General features: G+C 53.4%; 4 protein-coding genes and 1 pseudogene. 1 reads left to right on the forward strand and 4 read right to left on the reverse strand.

The features are described from left to right. Positions 1–307: 307 nt before the first annotated feature. Positions 308–1051 carry a competence/damage-inducible protein A gene (locus A3OI_RS0118915; RefSeq protein WP_228703047.1) on the reverse strand — a complete coding sequence of 248 codons (744 nt, stop codon included), beginning with the start codon at positions 1049–1051 and terminating at the stop codon, positions 308–310. A 73-nt stretch (positions 1052–1124) separates the two neighbouring features. Further along, entirely contained in the window at positions 1125–1679 is a 555-nt protein-coding gene (locus A3OI_RS0118920) for a gamma-glutamylcyclotransferase (protein WP_018405769.1), read from the reverse strand. Between the two features lie 469 nt (positions 1680–2148). On the opposite strand from A3OI_RS0118920, the gene A3OI_RS0118925 reads away from it, so the two are divergent. Next, positions 2149–2541, forward strand: a complete 393-nt coding sequence (locus A3OI_RS0118925) for a RidA family protein (RefSeq protein WP_040475270.1) — start codon at positions 2149–2151, stop codon at positions 2539–2541. A 137-nt stretch (positions 2542–2678) separates the two neighbouring features. On the opposite strand, the gene A3OI_RS0118930 is transcribed toward A3OI_RS0118925, so the two are convergent. Next, a complete protein-coding gene (locus A3OI_RS0118930; protein ID WP_018405771.1) occupies positions 2679–2882 on the reverse strand; it encodes a putative sulfate exporter family transporter in 204 nt (67 codons plus the stop codon). A 40-nt stretch (positions 2883–2922) separates the two neighbouring features. Beyond that, a pseudogene (locus A3OI_RS22980) lies at positions 2923–3003 on the reverse strand (IS5/IS1182 family transposase); the annotation flags it as partial.

Consider the following 3003-nt stretch of genomic DNA (forward strand, 5'->3'; position numbering starts at 1 on the left):
CCTTTTAGCTTCGACCAGTGCTCATCACTGAGCATGAATCGGGGCATGGCAAACTCGTTTTATGGGTGGTGTCGGAACCTTAATATTACGAGTTTGCCTTTTTTATTCAATGCCTTATGCGAAAACGTCAACATACCCTAGCGTACGAACGCAAATCCTTATTCTTGTTGAGCTAAAGCCGTTCGTTCGATTGATTGAGGTATCTCAATGTCAAATAAGCCGACCAGAATTCAACGACTTAGGGCACATCTTCGGGTGAGCCCTTTTTCGTTTCTGGCTTCCTGGTCTCGCCCCTCCGGCAGCGGTATCAGCCCGCCAGCTCCTGCAATAACACTCGCAGACGGCTCATCCCGGCGATTACTTGTGCAGGGTCGCCCTTCAGGCTCAGCTCCACCTCACGCCGACCGTCCGCATGGGGCAGGCAGGCCAGGCGCAAATCCGGATACTCCGCCAGCAGCAATTCCATCAATGGAATCAACGGCCCTTCCGACGTATCGGTCAGCACCAGGGTCTGGCTCACGGTGCGATTGGCCGCCTGGTAATCGACGTAATCATGATCCAGCACCCACTCCACCATCGGCCAGGCCATTCTGGGAAAGCCGGGCACAAAATGATGGCGATGAATGGCGAAACCGGGAATGCCGTTGATCGGATTAGGAATGATTCGGCTGCCAACCGGAAACTCCCCCATGCGCAGGTGCAGCGGATTCAATCGTGAACCCAGCCGTGACCGGATTTCCGCCTCGGCTTCGCGATGCAGGGCAAGGTCTAGCCCCAGGGCCGCGGCCGCGCACTGGCGGGTCAAATCGTCCGGAGTCGCACCAATGCCGCCGAAGCTGAACACCACGTCCGGGCTGGCAAAGGTTTGCGTCAGCGTCTGGGTGATCAACTCACCCTCGTCCGCAATCGTGCGCACCCACGACAACTCCAGCCCGCGCTCTTCAAACCGCGTAATCATGGCGGCCAGATGGGCGTCCTGCTTGCGGCCGTTCAACAGCTCGTCACCAATGAGAATGAGACCGAAACGGGGTATGGGCGTGCTATTCATCATTACTCCTATAGGGCGATGACTTACACCGCTGGATCAACCCGAAATTCTATGGCTGGTGGGAACGGGGAGCGATTCAGCGCAGATAGCTCTCAAGCGCGAACACATGGGGGTCATCGTCACCCAGTGCTCGCAACGCGGTGGCCAGATTCAGGAGATAATCGCGATTACGACCGCTGGGGCCTTCAGACGCAGCGATCTGCCTGGCGATGTCCGCATCATCAGCAGGGCCTAGGAAAGCGGCGTTATCTTCAGTGGCGATATACACAAGGCCATCTTCGCGAGTGCCATCAGCAAAAATCACCGGAGTGACAAATCGCAGATAGCCATTCTTCTCCCGCACATCCAGGTGCGCAAAGACGTCAGGCGAGACCCGGTAAGCCATACCTTTGCAGCAAACGTTGGGCGCTTCGATCAGGGTGACCACGCGGCCAGGCGCATCAGGTGTACCACGGTGATCATGGGACCCCTGCCAGAATCGGCGAGCCCAGCCTTCAATAGTCGCCGGGCGCTGCTCCAGAAAGGGAAAATCGACTTTGTAGATAAGCGAGCCATAACCAAACAGCCACACCGACTCTAACCCATCAAAGCAGGAGCTCCGGCGGTTATGTTCAGTGGTGTCAAAAGACATGGGTGTTGTGTCCTTTATTCTGATGCGGCCAGTGCCGTCCTCTCATCAACAACCAGGTAAGTTTTGAATGGATCGAAAACCGGTCTTAAGAAGATCTGGCAGCCGTCTGCTATTTTTTAGCTCCGTTATAGCTATTTTACACGAATCTCAGGTACTAATCGGGGACAGATGATGGCCCCGGTACGTGTTGGGTACCCATAAAGCGCGTTGCAACAACCGGAACTCACTCAACACACAAATATTCTATAAAAAACTTTTAAAAACATATATGTAATAGACTAAAACGGACACGAAACCACCTTGAATGAACCGAAATGAAACACTACAATAATTCATCCGGGACGAAGTGGTCGCAGGTTCGAATCCTGCCACGCCGACCAGAATTCAACGACTTAGGGCACATCTTCGGGTGGGCCCTTTTTCGTTTCTGGCTGGGGACATAAACCCACTATTGCGAGATAAAAATAAAATGACTGCACCCATATTTCATATGATTGAGAAGGCACCAACGCCCGTCGGACCGTTTTGTCACGCCACCGAAGTAGACGGAGGGGTGTTTTTGACCGGGCAGATGCCAACCGACCCTAAGGATGCAGGTGCAGCGCTTTCTGACGGCATCGAGGCGCAGACACGCCGCGTCATGGATAACCTTATACTGGTGCTTGAGGGCATGAGTCTGGGCCTCCAGAACGTGGCTTCAGTGCGGATTTTTCTGACCGAATTTAAACGCGCTTTTTATCCTATGAACGATGTTTACACATCGTATTTTCCGAAAGAGAAATTACCTTCCCGGACCTGTATCGGTGTTACGGCACTTGCGGTGGACGCACTGGTCGAGATAGATGTAATCGCCCGTCGATAACAAATTTTAATTCACGGCCTGACCCAGAGTTCAGAATATCGGGTTCTTCACGTTTCGAATCAACGGCGGCTCGAAGTGGCTTGGCTGCCGCTGTTGGACAACCAACACCGACGTGCTGCCGCTTAGCAGGATTTCCATTACAGCCCCGCGAGTCCAAAGTGAATACACGCCATAACCAACAACAGCAGGAATAGGGTCTCTGCCACCATCAGAATAACCGGTTTCCAGCCTACAACGGCCAACTTCTGAAACGAGGTTTTAATACCCAGCGCAGCAATGGCTGTTACCAGGCACCAGCGCGACATATCGGTGAACGCATCGTTACCACCGGCGGAATCCACGGTGGTTGTCGCGGTTAAACTAGGGGCTGTTGACGTTTCATTACATCGGCAACCATAAAAACCCACAAGCCATGGCGACGACGCTCTCATAGTTGCGTTTCAATTTGTCATAGCGCGTCGC

The sequence above is a fragment of the Marinobacter gelidimuriae genome, from assembly GCF_000372805.1.
GTDB classification, from domain to species: Bacteria; Pseudomonadota; Gammaproteobacteria; order Pseudomonadales; family Oleiphilaceae; genus Marinobacter; species Marinobacter gelidimuriae.

Bases quoted from the DNA above. Each gene is read 5' to 3' on its own strand.
- A3OI_RS0118915 (WP_228703047.1), bottom strand. From the start codon at position 1,051: ATGATGAATAGCACGCCCATACCCCGTTTCGGTCTCATTCTCATTGGT.
- A3OI_RS0118920 (WP_018405769.1), bottom strand. From the start codon at position 1,679: ATGTCTTTTGACACCACTGAACATAACCGCCGGAGCTCCTGCTTTGAT.
- A3OI_RS0118925 (WP_040475270.1), top strand. From the start codon at position 2,149: ATGACTGCACCCATATTTCATATGATTGAGAAGGCACCAACGCCCGTC.